General features: G+C 40.7%; 10 protein-coding genes and 4 pseudogenes. 1 reads left to right on the top strand and 13 read right to left on the bottom strand.

Annotated features, from left to right (window positions below; genetic code table 11):
* Positions 1–88: 88 nt before the first annotated feature.
* The 10 genes and pseudogenes from HWQ40_RS34295 to HWQ40_RS34250 form a co-directional block, all read right to left on the bottom strand.
* Entirely contained in the window at positions 89–1,912 is a 1,824-nt protein-coding gene (locus tag HWQ40_RS34295) for an AGE family epimerase/isomerase (RefSeq protein ID WP_292786867.1), read from the bottom strand.
* A 117-nt stretch (positions 1,913–2,029) separates the two neighbouring features.
* Complete coding sequence (locus tag HWQ40_RS34290) at positions 2,030–2,662, bottom strand: DJ-1/PfpI family protein (RefSeq protein WP_292786837.1); 633 nt, start codon at positions 2,660–2,662, stop codon at positions 2,030–2,032.
* Between the two features lie 107 nt (positions 2,663–2,769).
* The gene (locus HWQ40_RS34285) at positions 2,770–2,892 is read right to left on the bottom strand and encodes a hypothetical protein (protein ID WP_292786835.1); all 123 of its coding nucleotides are present in this window, start codon (positions 2,890–2,892) and stop codon (positions 2,770–2,772) included.
* Between the two features lie 103 nt (positions 2,893–2,995).
* A complete protein-coding gene (locus HWQ40_RS34280) occupies positions 2,996–3,316 on the bottom strand; it encodes an antibiotic biosynthesis monooxygenase (protein ID WP_292786833.1) in 321 nt (106 codons plus the stop codon).
* A 218-nt stretch (positions 3,317–3,534) separates the two neighbouring features.
* Positions 3,535–5,742, bottom strand: a complete 2,208-nt coding sequence (locus HWQ40_RS34275) for a CHRD domain-containing protein (RefSeq protein ID WP_292786831.1) — start codon at positions 5,740–5,742, stop codon at positions 3,535–3,537.
* Positions 5,743–5,905: 163 nt separating this feature from the next.
* On the bottom strand, positions 5,906–7,084 hold the full coding sequence (locus tag HWQ40_RS34270) for a nuclear transport factor 2 family protein (protein ID WP_292786829.1): 1,179 nt from the start codon (positions 7,082–7,084) through the stop codon (positions 5,906–5,908).
* Between the two features lie 177 nt (positions 7,085–7,261).
* The gene (locus HWQ40_RS34265) at positions 7,262–10,798 is read right to left on the bottom strand and encodes a nuclear transport factor 2 family protein (protein WP_292786827.1); all 3,537 of its coding nucleotides are present in this window, start codon (positions 10,796–10,798) and stop codon (positions 7,262–7,264) included.
* Between the two features lie 171 nt (positions 10,799–10,969).
* Positions 10,970–12,523: an EthD domain-containing protein gene (locus HWQ40_RS34260; RefSeq protein WP_292786824.1), complete on the bottom strand. Its 1,554-nt coding sequence runs from the start codon at positions 12,521–12,523 to the stop codon at positions 10,970–10,972.
* A gap of 36 nt (positions 12,524–12,559) precedes the next feature.
* A complete protein-coding gene (locus tag HWQ40_RS34255) occupies positions 12,560–12,907 on the bottom strand; it encodes a carboxymuconolactone decarboxylase family protein (RefSeq protein WP_292786821.1) in 348 nt (115 codons plus the stop codon).
* A gap of 53 nt (positions 12,908–12,960) precedes the next feature.
* Positions 12,961–13,059 (bottom strand): annotated as a pseudogene (locus HWQ40_RS34250) (IS5/IS1182 family transposase); the annotation flags it as partial.
* A gap of 2 nt (positions 13,060–13,061) precedes the next feature.
* On the opposite strand from HWQ40_RS34250, the pseudogene HWQ40_RS34245 reads away from it, so the two are divergent.
* Positions 13,062–14,114, top strand: a pseudogene (locus HWQ40_RS34245) (IS630 family transposase).
* A gap of 35 nt (positions 14,115–14,149) precedes the next feature.
* Here the strand turns inward: HWQ40_RS34245 and HWQ40_RS34240 are convergent.
* From HWQ40_RS34240 to HWQ40_RS34230, 3 genes and pseudogenes are all read right to left on the bottom strand, one after another.
* A pseudogene (locus HWQ40_RS34240) lies at positions 14,150–14,485 on the bottom strand (transposase family protein); the annotation flags it as partial.
* 171 nt (positions 14,486–14,656) lie between these two features.
* Positions 14,657–15,163: an IS630 family transposase gene (locus tag HWQ40_RS34235; protein ID WP_292786820.1), complete on the bottom strand. Its 507-nt coding sequence runs from the start codon at positions 15,161–15,163 to the stop codon at positions 14,657–14,659.
* 60 nt (positions 15,164–15,223) lie between these two features.
* Positions 15,224–15,435: pseudogene (locus HWQ40_RS34230) on the bottom strand (hypothetical protein); the annotation flags it as partial.

Genomic DNA, 15,435 nt, shown 5'->3' with positions numbered 1-15,435 from the left:
TTGAATGTATTTAATGAAGTGAAAAACTCAATTTGCTAGTGTTTTTACTTTGTGTCTTTGTGGTTGGCACTAAGACACAAAGTTCTAGTTAATTGGGAACGATTTGCACTTTAACTTTCACTTGTTCTTGTGTATCTGGCAGCTTGACTGTTAAAGCAGCTGCATCAAAATTGGTATACTCTTCATCATCGATCCATACTTGACCAATTCGTACACTTCCAGATGACAAAATATCTGGCTGCACCCGCAAGAGATTATCTTTAAATGCTCCTGGTTGCGGTTTAAAGTAAAAATCCATTGGTTGCTTGGTAATTAGCAGGTTGGTGTAAACTGCTGACAAATAGCTCAATTCAGTTGAGTGATAACCGCTCATTGAATGGCTACCTTTAAAGCGCTCATTACCCATAAGATAGGGCAGCCCGTTTGCTAAAACGTTAAAGTAAATGCCACCATCATCATGATCGAGGAAGAAGGCGTTGTAGAAAGCTGACGCTTCCCTAGCATGGCGCAAATATTCTGGGTCTTGTGTAACGCCGTGTAGAATTAGATAGGCTAAAATTGCTTGCTCTTGCTGCCACCAAGCTTTTCGGTCATGCCAGACAAAGCGGTATTGTTCTTCACCTTCGCCCAGTGTTCGCTCTACAACATCATACCAGCCTCCACGCTGGCGATCGCTACCTGCAGCAGGCATCAGTTCAGCAATTTTTTTTGCTAGTGCCAAATACTCATCTTTGGGTTTGAGGCTTTGCATCCGAATTAGGTTCCAAGCAATCTTGAGATTGTGACCTACGACAGCGCGGTTTTGCTGCCATCCCCAAGTTGTGTCATGGCTCCAATCTTCGTAGAATCGTTCTTGGACAAACGGGCTATTTTCGTAGTCTGGAAAATATTTGGTAATTGTGTCAAAGGTGTACTCCAGCATATCGGCGTATTTTTGTTCGCCAGTTGCTAGCCATAAGTTGATCAAATAAGCAGGCGCGTGATCTCCTACTGAATTCCAGTTTTTGCGGGCGCGGTTTGCACCCAGGGATTCTGCACGCGGATCTAAAGTTATAGGGTCAAGATGGGAGAAATAACCAACGCCATCTTTATCTAAGAAAAAGCGATCGAACAAATCGATGGTCATCTCAGCATCTTTAAGAATACTGCGATCGCCTGTTATCCGATAAGTTTGGATCGGCCCAGCCAAAGCATAAATCTGTTCATAGGCTGGAATAGCATCATAGTCATCGCCAAACTCAGAAGTTAGTAGTTTTTGTTCGCGGTTGCCTGTAACTTGAATACCATGATACCAGTAAATTAAATCTTCATCGGGGTCATAAAATCTCATGTGCTGACGCAGATATTCAGTACCTTTTTCTGCGCCTTCCAGAAAGCGATCTTCTCCGGTTAACAAGTAAGCTGAGGCAAAACCGTATACCAAGCGAGAAATTGTATCAGTTTCTTGCAAGAAGTTATCATGCTTTTTCGTACCAGCCAAGTTGAGATAAGTGCGATATTCTTGATAATCAATTGGCTGTTTCGGGTAGCCAAACTGCCATTTCAGGTAAGAATCAGCAATTGAACGTATTTGTTTGACCCACCAATCTGGTTCTTCATGCCGATATTTGTTGGGTGCATCACCTGGAAAAACAAGATATTTAACTTCAAACTTATGATCTTGCCCATGAGGATAGAAAACACCATAAGCAAATACGTGCTGACCAGGAGTGAGCATTTCACCAAAGCGAGCAGTACAGTCAAGATAAGGTTCTTCTAAATTTTGGCTAATTCGACCATAAGCGCTAGGAGTGAGGTATGCTTGGTATTCGCGTTCATCTGATGTTTTGATACCAAAGCTTTTTTCGCTACGGTTAAACTGAGTAACATAACCGGCGATCATATCTGAAAACGAAAAACTCATGTGATCCATAAGATTATCTCCAATATTGGTCATTAGTCATTGGTCAAGAGTCAAAGCCCTTTGGGCGGGGTAAAGGAATAATTAAGTCCCTTTTCCCTTTTCCCATTCTTATCTCCCCCTGCTCCCTCAAGCATTTGCTTCGACTTTTAGCTTTTGTTCCTGCTTCTCAATTTCTTCTATAAAAACTTCCATAAATTGGTCTACAACCCCTGGATGTTTTCCTGTGATCAAATTGCCATCAACAACTAAATCGGCGGTTGCATCACCTTCATAAATCACTTCTCCACCAGCATTTTCTACATCACAAATAATGTTGTGGGCGCAGGTAACTTGGCGACCTTTAATTAAATCTGTATCAGCACAGAAAAGCCATAAAGAATGACAGATTGTACCAATTTTCACATCCTCTGTATTTATGGCTTTTCTAAGAAAAACTACTGCTGGAGCTTGATTTTTTTGACCTTTCTTAACAGAAGCTTGATATCTCAACCGATCCATAGCATAAGCACCGATACAAATAATACCTTTGTAGTCAGATGGATCTATATCGTTCACTTCTGTGGTGACAATTACATGATCTTCAACTTCACCATTATCGGGATTTGAGCCGAATGTTAATTGGGGATTGCCCCATAAATGAGAAATGTATTCTACTTCGTAGCTTTGTTGAGGAAAGTACTCGTTGAACTTACGAAATTCAGTTTGGTCAAAATGTTCTTCAATAAGTACACCGATTTTTCCTTTGAAATTAGTTGTCATGATTGCCTCACTGATTAATTATTTGTATGTATTAGATGCCAATTTTTAGATAAATACTGAATGTAAAGTTGTTCTGTTTCATCTCAGCGAAATCTGAAAAGGCGCTATTAATGATGAGAGTATTTAGTTTGTTGTTGGATAACTAAAAACGCAACGATCGCACCCAATGTCACTAAACAAGCACCAAGATAGAAGGCAGATTGAAAGCCTTGAGTTAATGCGCTTGCCAATACTGCGGGCGAGTAAGTGGAAGTGGGGGAATGAGTGCAAGGGAGAAAATTTAATCACTCTTGACCTCCTAACTCACCATTAACCTCTAGATTTAAATAATCACTACGCCTCCATTGTGACGACGACCTGGTAAAAGTTGAAATCGTGAGGTGCAAAACCTCCAACTTTCTCTTTCATAGCTATAAAATCTGGGTCTTTCATAGCTACTTCCATATCTTTCTTGCTGTGCCACTGAACGTAATTGATAACTCGCTTGCCGTCCAAACTTGTGTGTACACTGGCTGATATGAAGCCTGGTTGTCTCATAGGTATTTCTTTATTCTCCACCAGGAAATCTACTATGCGCTGCTGCTGTTCGGGACTTTCAACTGTGAAAATGTTGATTGCAGTAGTTTGACCAGCTTTGTCGCTAATTGTAATCATTTTTGCTCCTATTTCCGGGTTAGGGCTAAAGTAAAGGTGTTTAGTTTGGTTATGTTTGAGGAAATTAAGGAAAATCTGAAGAGCAATTGATACCGACCAACTTGCATTCAGAAACGTGACAAATGAGAAGTGTTAACTAGCTTTATACTCAGCAACGCCACTTGCTCCACTTGGGGAGACCCCAAGACCGCAGTGGCTCCTCAGCACTTTGTGATAACTTAGCTGATAACGAAATCTGAAGCCGACAATTCGTTGAACAGAACACCCGACAAATTTGCAAAGGAGATATCCTTGCCACCCAAGCTAGCGACGATGCTGGTGCTGCGAATATCGCCAAACGCAGGTAGCAATTTCAAATCATCAAAGTCAGAGATACCGCAGATGCCGTTAATGTAAATTTTGTCAACACCTAGCTCAAAGTCTGCGATGATGTTTTGAGTATCTCTTAACGGCAGTAAGTCGGGAAAGGGAAATTGCTGGTCGGTTATTTGTCTAGGATCGGCAACAGTATTGGGGATTCTACCGTTAGCAATCCAAAACTGATCGGCTCCATCATTACCGTAGAGGACGTTTTTGTTACCGCTACCAATGATGAGTTTGTCGTCTCCGTCACCCCCAACCAGTTGATCCATTTTGCCAGCTATAAGCAAGTCGTTTCCCTCACCGCCATCGAGAAGGTTGTGACCTTTGCCACTAGAAGCGTCAAGTAGGTCGTCTCCTTCTTCGCCGAAGAGGCGATCGTCTTTAGTGGCGTAAAGTTCATCATTACCCTCACCACCGTAAACCCGAAGATTTTTGCGATTGGGCTGATAAAATACATCGTCTGTATCTTTGAGGTAAACCAGTTGCTTAGGCGAGATATTTCCTTGAGGATTTAAGTATGAAGGAATAGGCGCTGGTTCAAGGTTTCTTTGCGGTATGGAAACTGCTAGCGATTTGACTTCTTGTGTGCCAAAATTACCGATCGCATATTCATTTCCTGGGGCAATTTCAATAGAGGTGTCCGGGCCGGCAAGCCTGACTTCATCACCGATTTTGACGGATAGTTGCCCTTCTGTGACATATAAAAGTTGATGGTTATCACTGGTAACTAAATCGGGAAAATCATTACTGTTGCGAGCAACTTGACCGCGAATCTCACCAGTTGGATTCCCCTTGGTGTCGATCTCGAAGTAGTAGTCGGCTTCTTGTCCCGGTAAGCCACTACCATTGAGGAAATCAATCAATTCTTCGGGAATCTGTGCTTCTGTAGAATTCCAGACACCGTTAAGGGACGTGGAACCATCCGCATTCAAAGTGAGACTAAGATTTCCTTCATCCTGATGAGCCGGATCTAAAATATTAAATACGTCCTGGCCATTGATACCGCGATCGCCTGAATGGATATGGATGGCAACAACGTCATCTAGTTGATTATCAGGAGTTTGGGCAGTACCGCCCGGTAAAAATTGTCCAAAGTCTAAACCATCTACTGTCACAGCGTAGCTAATACCGTCTGAAACAGATTCCAAATCGGCAACACCAGTTGCTGACGATTCAGTATGCTTCACTACTTGGTTGGCATTTAAGTTAGCTTGGACAAAGGTATCAGTTTCCTGGGGTGCAAGCGAAAACTGATTGTAGGCCAACTCATTTCCCGACTCTTCAAAACTGAGCAGGGAAGTATACTCAATGCCAAATGGGCCATTAAATGTTGGTCGCTTCGCTAACCCTGGTTGATCGCCAGTTGTCCAGACACTAAAACCATCAAGCTTTGAGAGTTCTTTTGCCTGTTCTACTACTTCACCCTGTGCGTCTGCCGGCAGCACCAGTACGTACTTCTTAGCATTTGCGGGAGGTTGATAAGTTGGCGGAGCAAAATTGATGCCAGCATTAGTCCGAATCGAAAATTCTGCTAGTTTTCTGTAGGTTGCATCGCCTGGAACAGCGGTGAATCCAGGTATTGGATCGTTCCTATCTTTGATTGGGATAGCTATATTATCAAAGAAGAGGTCTAGCGCCCCAGGAGTTGTCAAAGAAAGCGTCCTTGCCCCTGGAGTGTTCCCTGAGATTGATGTCGCTGAGTCTATATTATGATATCCGTGTATTCGGTATCTGGCACCAAAGATTAAACTGCCTTCAGGCAATACGATACTATTAGTTCCCTGATCGCCTAAATTGTATTGAATATTTCCCGCAGTTATATACCAAGTCTCGTGTTCGTAAGGGTGAAAGTGAGCTGGTGGGCCGCCGTTGACTGGCAGGAAGAAATCGAAAAAATTGAAATCAAAGTTAGTTTCTTTAGAAGTTGCTAAGTAAGTATATAAGTCTCCAGAGGCATAAACTGCTGGGCGAGATGGATCGTCCTGTGTTACGAGCAGGTAATCATCAATTTTTTTTTGTATACCTGGATTGATAATCCCAACGGGGTTTGTGGTATGTGTCATGCCAATGAGTTTCCTTTAGATGACCAGAAGGTAGTAAAGTCATATATGGGCAAGCTAGTGCTTACCGTACTAGGAAGTAAGATAATTTCTGAGTAGAATTTTTTCCTAAGACCTAGTACAGCAAGTGAATCTAATGGTAGCGATCGCACTTCCTACCTAAGATTCAAGAGTTATCCCAAGGAGACATATCAGCATAAACGCGCCATTCACTCACCTTGTTGCCTCGCATTCGATAGACATCACAGCAGGCGATCGTCACGCGCTTTTTACTACGAACCATTTCGTATTTGGCATCCATTTCAATAGTGATGATATCTGGCTCTTGCCAAACTTTTCTGACATCATGACTATAAAAAATAGCAGTAGTTCTAAATGTGCGTGCAAAGAAATCAACTACAGCTTGGGGGCCATAAACAACTTCACCGGAACCGACTTTGTAAAAGATATCATCAGTCAAATAAGATTTGACTTTTTCCCAATCTTGAGCAGTTACAGCTTGCGCTAATTCACCTACAGCTTTTAACTGTGCCGCAGATTTTTCATCAGCACTTGGGGAATTAACTGGCCATTTTGGCCCGGTAATTGACCATTTTGGCGCAAATCCATTTTTCACCCTTTCTTGTGCTTCAGGATGTTCTGCAAAATGCCGCCTCATTGTTCCGGGGGGTAGCAGGTGGTTTCCTTGACTTGCCATTAGCACAGAAGCTGAATCAGGAACAGGAATTGAGGAGTTAAATACAGGATTCACATCCATAAAAATCCGCAATTCCGAGAATTTATCGCCCTCAACTCGGAAAATATCTTTGCAAGGAAGTGAAACAGATGAGCCATCTTTACGCCAGTAGATGACATCCATTTCTACGAATACTACATCGCCTATTTCCCACATCATCTTAATTTCGTGGTATACAGCCGATATTTGACTAAAGAAAGCATCCGCTGATTTCTTAATTGCTGCTTTATCTAGACAGACATCAAAGTTGCCAAATTGATAAACAGGTGTGTCAGTAAAGAAAGTAATAAACCCTTCCGAATCAAACGCCTCGCCTCTAGAGAATAAGCGTTTAACTAAATCAACATTTGTTCCAGAAATCTTTTCTGTTATTGCAGCTTCATTAGTACTATCTGCTGTAACTAAGCCACTTAATATTGACTCGACAACTTCACCAAAAACGACATGGACTTTACCGAGTGCTGATGCTAATTCTTCTGGAGTCAAATTGTAACCATTTTCAGATGCAATCTTGACAAAACTTTCTGGAGTTTTAGCAGTATGAAGTTTTTGTTGTAAAGCAGGATTATCAAAAGCATCTGCTAATAAACTAATTACTTTTTGTGACATAGCTTACCTCATTATATTTCTACAAATTTATATTTGAAGAGTATCAGGAATAGGCAAAATTTATTTTGAGGCATTGCTGAATATGAGGATGGAAATTAAAAGTTTAATCTCTCAAACTTTTATTCTTTGGGTATCTGTGTGAGTAATCATCCCATTAATCAGCAATGCCTGTTTTCATTACGATTGCCAAGGAGACATATCAGCATAAACGCGCCATTCACTCACCTTGTTGCCTCGCATCCTATAGACATCACAGCAGGCGATGATTACATGCTTTTTACTATGAACCATTTCATATTTTGCATCCATTTCGATAGTGATGATATCTGGCTCTTGCCAAAATTTTCTGACATCATGACTATAAAAAACAGCAGTAGTTTTAAATGTGCGTGCAAAGAAATCTACTACAGCTTGCGGGCCATAAACAACTTCACCAGAACCAACTTTGTAAAAGATATCATCAGTTAAATAAGATTTGACTTTTTCCCAATCTTGAGCAGTTACAGCTTGTGCTAATTCACCCACAGCTGTTAACTGTGCCGCAGATTTTTCATCAGCACCTGGGGAATCAACTGGCCATTTTGGCCCGGTAATTGACCATTTTGGCGCAAATCCATTTTTCACCCTTTCTTGTGCTTCAGCATGTTCTGCAAAATGCAGCCTCATTGTGTCAGGAGTTGCAAGCCTTTTACCTTCACTAATAGTAAATACAGAAGCTGAATCAGGAACAGGAATTGAGGGGTTAAATACAGGATTCACATCCATAAAAATCCGCAATTCCGAGAATTTATCTCCTTCTACGCGGAAGATATCGCAGCAAGGAAGTGTAATTACCGAACCATCCTTACGCCAGTAGGTGACATCCATTTCCACGAAAACTACATCGGCTATTTCCCACATCATCTTAATTTCGTGGTATACAGCCGATATTTGACTAAAGAAAGCATCCGCTGACTTCTTGATTGCTGCTTTATCTAGACAGACATCAAAGTTGCCAAATTGATAAACAGGCGTGTCGGTAAAGAAAGTAATAAATCCTTCTGAATCAAACGCCTCGCCTCTGGAGAATAAGCGTTTGACCATATCTGTTGTTATTCCTGGAAGTTTTTCTAACTTAGGTTTACTTCCATTTGAAGTTTCTACTTTGCCATTGGAAATAGCAAATTGTGGTGTTTTTTGTGCTTCTTGCTGTTCCGCTATAGTTTTTGAGTTTAGAACAGCTTGTTGAATTGCTTGGGTTATCTTGGGTTGGATTGTTTGAGCAATCTTTCGAGCTTCTTCATTGTAAGGCTCCCAATCTAATGTATAGGTAATTATTGGGAGTTCGTTAGGATTGTTGCTTGTAGGACGAATAACTGTATTAACGGCATGACCAGTAAAAAGGGGATTATTCACCAATATATGTCGAACTTCTCCCGTTTTTTCATCCCAAGTAATTTTTTCCGTGACTGTCATGTTTAGCGCTTTCATTTCGCGCAGTATACTATTGCTACATTTCTCTATAACTTTGTAATCTCTAGCTTCTGGATTGTAGCGTTCTGGGTTTTCAATTTTGTCTAGTAAAACATTCCAAACTGTTGATAATGAAGCATTTACTGGACTGCTAAATGTAGCATACACTCTTTCTGATATGTTTTCTTTTTGTTGAGAATTTATGCCTAAAAACTTAGCATCTGAATGTGTAAAATATGTATTGTTTGCCATGTTATATTTCTCCTGTGCTTGCTTAAAAAGTCCTTTAACTTTGCGGGTAGCTTGGTTGAATTCAAGCTGTTCGCCATTTGGCCCTTTACAATAAAACAATGCCCAACCTTCTAGTTCACCAAAGTCTGTTTCAGATTGTTCTGCTGTGGATAAATCTGGCTCATGCCAAAATTTAGTAGAATTATATTTAAGGGCAACTTGTCTTCTTTCTTCTTCTGATTTGACTTGAATAACCCGATTAAAAATAACGTTGTTCAGCCCACGCGCTTGACATTCTTCTTCTAAAAGTTTGGCAAAAACATTTAGATCCACATCATCTTTTACGTGGAAAGAGAGGTGCATTGCATTTACATGACCAATATGAGAAGGCAGGCTACTCACAGAAGAAGACTGGATATGTGGTTTTGTCGGGTCTTTGAAATATATAAGTTCAACACAGGTATTGCCAAAAGAAATGAACTTAATATCTAAGGCTGCTTGATTATCTCTAAGATTAGGTACATCAAAACCTTTGAGGCTAATACCTTTGGTGAGCGCATCTAGTTCTTCTTTTTGGAAGAGGGTATTTTGCATCGCATCACCCACTAAATCATGTTCGGCAATAACTAATTTTCCTCCTAACACTTCTGTGTAAAATTCGAGGGATTTTGCCATGTTCTCAACTGTTACGCCGATGTGTTGCACTCCTTGGAGGTAATGGCCTAGTCCCGATTTAGCAATTTGCTTACCACTCATAAGAGAAACTATGTCTGACTTGAGTTGATTTGTTGCTCCTACTTTCACAATTAGATCCGCAACATTAGAACTACATTGACCTGCCAAAGTCATCTTGCTGTCATAAACAAAGGTGTAAGCAGTTTGCTCAGGAAATGGTAAAAGCTGCTTGACATACTTCGGCAAATCTTGAACAGCAACAGCGTATTCTTTGGAAGCAAAGAATGTTTCCATTTCTAGAGGATTGGCAAAAGCAATTTCAAAAGCAGCTTGATATTGCTTTTCTGGGGCTTCATAATGAGATACCCCAGCCGCATCTGGGCGAGAAGTAGAACTATCTACTTCCTCTAATAAATGCAGTCGGAATTTTAGGATAGAATTGCTTTGAATAACAGCAGGTACAAAGCTATCTGTTAAATATTTGCGAAAAGCTTCCACACTCACGCCAGGGGATTTTTTCAGCATGACATGAAATTTGATGATACCTAGTTCTCCATTAGGTTCACCTGTGGGAATAGTATCTATATAAGTTTTAGAATTGCCACGGTTGGTATTGTAACCGATCGCTTTACTAAAAATATTGCGTTCATCATCCATGAGAATGGCGGCAGATTTGAACCAGATATCGCGTTCAGCTTCTGACTCAAAGGTTAATTCGGCAATTCCACTAAACTGATCTTCTTCAGTACAGGTATAATCTACGCCGCCGACTATCGGCCAAATACCACCATCGTTGTGAGCTATATGAAACTGCCAGTATTGATGCTGTCCTGGGAGACGAGCGCACAGAGGCCCGTGTACGTTTTTCCAGTAATCAGAGAAAAGCTCTGTGGAAATGCTTTTGCGTTTCCACAACAGAACATAGAAAGCAACCTTGCCTTTTTGGTCACGGATTGAATAATCGACCTTTCTTACTGCTGTGGTCATTGACTTTTTCCTTGTTTCAAAAATCTGATTCAGTACACCGAAGCAGCCAGCGACTTTATTGAATCCCGCATAGACACACATAAATAAAAGAACTTCGGCAATTTCTTGGTAAGTAACTCCTTGTTTAAGAGCCATATCAATATGTGCTGCAAAAGGATTGCCAGGGCCTCGATGATTTTGATTAGTAACATCAACTGCGATCGCAATCAGCACCTTAGTCTTTTGGTCAATTAATGGCAAACCCCAGGCTTCACCAGCTACACGAGTCACAAAATCGCCAAACTTCGGATTAATACCTTTTAAAGCTGCTTGCAGTTCCAAATCATCTAAAACTGCATTTTTGTATTTCTGATGAGCATCTAATGTCATTTTGTTTGATTGCAGCTACTTTCCCTCCCCCTGCTCCCCTTCGGATGACGCTCCTACGTCGCTAACGCTTCGCTAACACGAGTCGCTCATGGATGGGGGAAACTCCCTACGAACCCGTCGCTGGCTCCCCTGCCTCCAAAGCGATGGGATATTTTTTTATTTGGAAGTCCTTTAGGCTGTGGTGATCAACTTCAATAATCCACTTGGAGCAAAAACATCACGATAGAAAGTCAATTGCTCAGTTTTGAGATAACATCCACCTCTATGACCGCGACGAATCCAGGTGACATTTCCTTTAGCAAGTGTTTCGTTAGTTTCATCATCCACACACTTCCATTCAAAGAAGGTAACTTCACCATGAAACATCACAATTGGCCAACACATAGTTACACCTGGTTGAGCAATTAATGCCCACCAATGTTGTTCGCGTTCTTTTTGTTGTTCTAAGCCTTGATAAGGGCCATCTTGACAGAAATAAACTAAATCATTGCGATATTCACCAGTTAATATATCGCCTCTTCCTTGCCTTAAAGCTTCACAATGAGTCGGCCACCATTCTTTGTTTTCTCGTTCAATTTGTTCGATAGTATAATAAGGACTAATTTCTGGTAACGTCCTTTCTTTTAGTGCAACAAATCTCTCACTATCCTCTATAAGTTTTTTGGCTACATAGGGAGTTACAAGTCCTGGGCGAGAATAATCTGCTGCTAAATCTTTATAGTAATTAGTTCTTTTATTAGTAAATGTGCTTGTACTGTTTTGGGAACCATTACTAAAACTATTTGAATGGCCATTAGAGTTGGTGATGAGTTTTTGTTCCAGCATTAAACTAACTACGTCCTCTTTAAGTTGATTGGTTGCGCCAATGTTTGCGATCAATTCTGCAACAGTAGAACTGCGTTGACCGGCTAGAGTCATTTTGCTGTCATAGACAAAGGTGTAAGTGGTGCGTTCGGGAAATGGTAAAAGCCGCTGAATATACTTAGCTTGGTTTTGAACAGCAGCAGCATACTCTTTTGAGGCAAAGAAAGTTTCCATTTCCAAAGGATTAGAAAAAGCAATTTCAAAGGCAGCTTGATACTGCTGTTCTGCGGGTTCAAAATGAGATACACCAGCAGCATCTGGACGAGAATTATCTACTTCTTCAAACAAATGCAGCCGGAATTTCAGCACAGAATTGCTTTGGACAACAGCAGGTGCAAAGCTGTCTGTTAAATATTGGCGAAAAGCTTCTACACTTACGCCATGAGCTTTTCTCACCATGACGTGGAATTTAATTACACTTTGTTTGCCGTTGGGATCTCCTGTAGGGATACTATCTATATATGTTTGAGAATTGCCAGGGCTAGTATTGTAACCAATTGCTTTGCTAAATACGTTATGCTCGTCATCCATGAGAATGGCGGCAGATTTGAACCAAATATCGCGTTCTGCTTCTGACTCAAAGGTCAATTCAGCAATCCCATTGAACTGATTTTCTTGGGGACAGATGTACTCAATACCGTTAATACTCGGCCACAGTCCACCTTCATTTTGAGCTAAATGAAACTGCCAGTATTGGTATTGACTCGGAAGCCTAGCGCAGACTGGCCCATGAACATCTCTCCAGTAGTCATCGAAAAGTTCTAAAGAAATACCTTTGCGTTTCCACAACAGAACGTAGAAAGCTACTTTACCTTTTTGGTCGCGGATTGAGTAGTCGGTTTTTGTGATTGTTGCTATCATTATTACTCTCCTTTATTCACGTCTACTGTCTAGACCCTAGATTTGGGAACTGAGAATTTCATTGAGGACACCAAAGCAACCAGCGACTTTATTGAAACCGCCATAAACGCACATGAATAAAAGAAGTTCCTCTATCTCTGCAACAGTGGCTCCTTGCTTAAGAGCCATATGTACGTGTGCAGCGAAAGGGCTACCCGGCCCTACTTGGTCTTGATTTACAACATCAACTGCGATCGTAATTAGAGCCTTTGTTTTTTGATCGATTAAAGGCAGTCCCCACGCTTCACCTGCCACGCGAGTGCAAAAATCACCAAACTTTTCGTTGATGGATTTTAAATCCTTTTGAAGATCTAGATCGTTTAAAACAGCATTCTTGTATGTCATGTTAATTTCCGTTAGATAACTAAAGTAATAAGAGCTGATTCGTAAACAAAAGCTTAAGATACCATTCGCTTTATCATCAAACGAATTAATGAACCATAAATCATAGCTTCACTTAACTCTGTATATAATTCATAATCCTTACTCAAACGCCGAAATCGATCGTTTAAGAGTATTTCTGACTCGTGAGCAAGATAGAACTTTGTTCAACCTGAGAACGGCAGATGTACCCCCAGAAAGTTAAAGACAGAGCAGAAGTGATTAGATTGAGCGCAAATGGTTGGTACGTAGAGAAGATAGCGGCTCACTTTAATTGGACAGCACAAACAGTGCGAGAAGTTTTGCATAGATGGGAGCATCTTGGTTTAGAGGGACTTTGGGAAAAACCAGGGCGAGGAGGAAAATCAAGGTGGACGGAAGATGACATGGTGTTCTTAGAAGAATGTTTAGAGAAAGAACCTCGTACATATAACAGCGTTCAATTAGCCCAAAGATTAGAACAAGAACGCTCGATAACATTGAGTCCTGACTGGTTAAGGCAGGTACTAAAAAAAAGGGGGTCATTTGGAAACGAACGAGAAAAAGCCATAAAGGAAAACAAGATCCAGTAGTACAGCAAGTTAAACAAGCAGATTTGGAAATGTTGGAATTGTCTGCGGCCGCAGGAGAAATCGATTTAAAGTATCTAGATGAATCAGGGTTTTGTGCTTGGAGTGAACCGAGTTACAGCTACTACTTCCGAGGCAAACAAAAACGTTTAGAGCAGAGCAAGCGTCGAGGTCGAAGGTTAAGTATTATTGACTTTCTTCAACCGTTAATTAGTTTCGTTTACGGTCTGGTAATTGGAGGCGTTTCACGCAAATCTTATATTCAAATGATGGAGCTTGAAGCACTAGAAGCACAAAAAACGGGACGCATAAGAGTCATAGTGCAGGATAACGGCCCAATACATCGATGTAAAGAAGTGCAGGAGTTATGGCCAAAGTGGGAAGAGATGGGTTTGTACATCTTCTTTCTACCCAAATATTGTTCGGAAATGAACCCGATTGAATTGGAGTGGCAACACCTCAAAAAAGATGAACTAGCCTCGAAAACTTTTGAAGATGAGTTAGACCTTGCCTATGCTGTGATTGATGGAGTTCAAGCTAGAGCAGAGAAGGAAAATTACAGTACACAACGTATAAGATTTAACTCTAACTCTTCTCTTTAATTGTTTGTTACATAGTTATAAATTTTCTCCACGACTTACTTACGATAGCGTTGACTAAGAATCCGAAATACCTTCAATCGTCTGTTGACGTGTTCAACAATAACTTGACGACTGGCTAAATCACGATTCAATCGCTTATCAACATTCCTCAACTTGCCTGCTCTGGGCTTCTTCTTCGGTAAATGACTATTGGCATGAAATTTGGCAATTCCTTGGTAGCCACTATCTTGTAGACTCTCAGTATCGGAATGGAAACGTACCTTACTGTTAACAAACACTTTGAAATCATGTCTGCGACCTGAATCATTTACAACACAACATATTTGTGAAGTTTCCAGATCAATCTCAAATTGAGATTTGAGGGTATGCCGTTTTTGTTTACCATTGCATTAGGGGATTGAATTCATGTAAAAGCCTTCTACCATACCATAAAATAATTTTGCAAGAGGTTTATTATAAAAACCTTCTACCATACCATAAAATAATTTTGCAAGAGGTCTATTTAACTTGTTACAAAACTTCTATTAGATACTGATACCAATTCAAAAAATGTTTGCGACAGATAAGGCATCAAGGATGAAGTCATAACCAGTCAAAGAAGCAGCAATTTTAGGAGTTAGTTCAGCAAGAAGTTGAGCAACTTTAGTTCGCAGATGCTCCAGGTTATCAAATAGCTCCCATTTCAAGTCTTGCTTGAGATATTCCCAAACTCGCTCTATAGGGTTCAGTTCCGGAGAATGAGCAGGTTGGAACAAAAGAACGATGTTCTGTGGAATTTGTAAACGTTTAGCTTTATGAAATAAGCCGTTATCAACTTGAAGAACATTGAGTGATTTGGGATAACAGGCAGCGAACTCGTTCAAAAATTGCTGGTAGCATTCGGTATCGACATGAGAAAACTGCCAAAATAAACTTTCCCCCGTGAGAGGTTCAACTGCTCCGTATAGCCAAAAAGCAATAAAAAAGCCATTGCCACTCACCAATAGGCTTAACCCCAGGTAACGTAATCTTTCGCCCTTCAATGGTTTTAAGTCCAAATCGACTTTCATCTTGTACAAAATAACGGATATTTTCGTACTGTGGTAACATGATGGCGCTGTATTGAGCAATTAATTGCAAGTCATCACCGAGGTTTTTTTAAAAGCCTCTAGTTTTTTTTCGTCCTGCTTTCGACTACGCGGACGTGGAACTTTGAGCTTAGCTTTGAGCCTGTAACGTGCTAGACGATGTACAGTTGCGTACTCGGCTTGCACACCCAAGGTGATATCTAATACCAATTCTGTATGAAGCTGCGCTAAATTATGGAAAAGGGTATATTTGG

The sequence above is a fragment of the Nostoc sp. NMS9 genome (genome assembly GCF_017114995.1).
In the GTDB taxonomy this organism is placed as follows: Bacteria; Cyanobacteriota; Cyanobacteriia; order Cyanobacteriales; family Nostocaceae; genus Nostoc.
Note: the sequence above shows the minus strand (reverse complement) of the source record. Positions and strands in the feature narration are given on the sequence as shown.

Bases quoted from the DNA above. Each gene is read 5' to 3' on its own strand.
- HWQ40_RS34265 (WP_292786827.1), bottom strand. From the start codon at position 10,798: ATGACATTAGATGCTCATCAGAAATACAAAAATGCAGTTTTAGATGAT.
- HWQ40_RS34260 (WP_292786824.1), bottom strand. From the start codon at position 12,523: ATGATAGCAACAATCACAAAAACCGACTACTCAATCCGCGACCAAAAA.
- HWQ40_RS34280 (WP_292786833.1), bottom strand. From the start codon at position 3,316: ATGATTACAATTAGCGACAAAGCTGGTCAAACTACTGCAATCAACATT.
- HWQ40_RS34270 (WP_292786829.1), bottom strand. From the start codon at position 7,084: ATGTCACAAAAAGTAATTAGTTTATTAGCAGATGCTTTTGATAATCCT.
- HWQ40_RS34275 (WP_292786831.1), bottom strand. From the start codon at position 5,742: ATGACACATACCACAAACCCCGTTGGGATTATCAATCCAGGTATACAA.
- HWQ40_RS34290 (WP_292786837.1), bottom strand. From the start codon at position 2,662: ATGACAACTAATTTCAAAGGAAAAATCGGTGTACTTATTGAAGAACAT.
- HWQ40_RS34235 (WP_292786820.1), bottom strand. From the start codon at position 15,163: ATGAAAGTCGATTTGGACTTAAAACCATTGAAGGGCGAAAGATTACGT.
- HWQ40_RS34255 (WP_292786821.1), bottom strand. From the start codon at position 12,907: ATGACATACAAGAATGCTGTTTTAAACGATCTAGATCTTCAAAAGGAT.
- HWQ40_RS34295 (WP_292786867.1), bottom strand. From the start codon at position 1,912: ATGGATCACATGAGTTTTTCGTTTTCAGATATGATCGCCGGTTATGTT.